This window comes from Nocardiopsis lucentensis DSM 44048 (assembly GCF_000341125.1).
Taxonomy (GTDB): Bacteria; Actinomycetota; Actinomycetes; order Streptosporangiales; family Streptosporangiaceae; genus Nocardiopsis; species Nocardiopsis lucentensis.
The window spans coordinates 1-226 of record NZ_ANBC01000717.1 but is presented as its reverse complement, the minus strand read 5'-3'; the positions used below and the strand labels follow the sequence as shown (position 1 = coordinate 226).

The following is a 226-nucleotide window of genomic DNA, read 5'->3' as shown; positions in this document are numbered from 1 at the left end:
GGCGGCGAACAGCCGCTCCAGCACCCGGGTGGTCATGACCAGGGCCCAGGCGGTGGCCGCCCCGGATCCGACGTTCCAGGCCACGGTCGCCAGCAGGTCGACGCGGTTGGCCCGCCACCCCAGGCGCAGGGCGTGCGCGACCAGGGACGGCATCCTGCGGCCCACCGTCATCCAGGTCGCCTTCGCGGCCTCCCGGGTGTAGGCGAGGTAGCGGGTGGGGGTGAGC

1 pseudogene is annotated in these 226 nt (G+C 75.2%); it reads right to left on the bottom strand.

The annotated features are described in order from the left end of the window. Positions 1 to 226, bottom strand: a pseudogene (locus D471_RS40445) (ABC transporter ATP-binding protein); the annotation flags it as partial.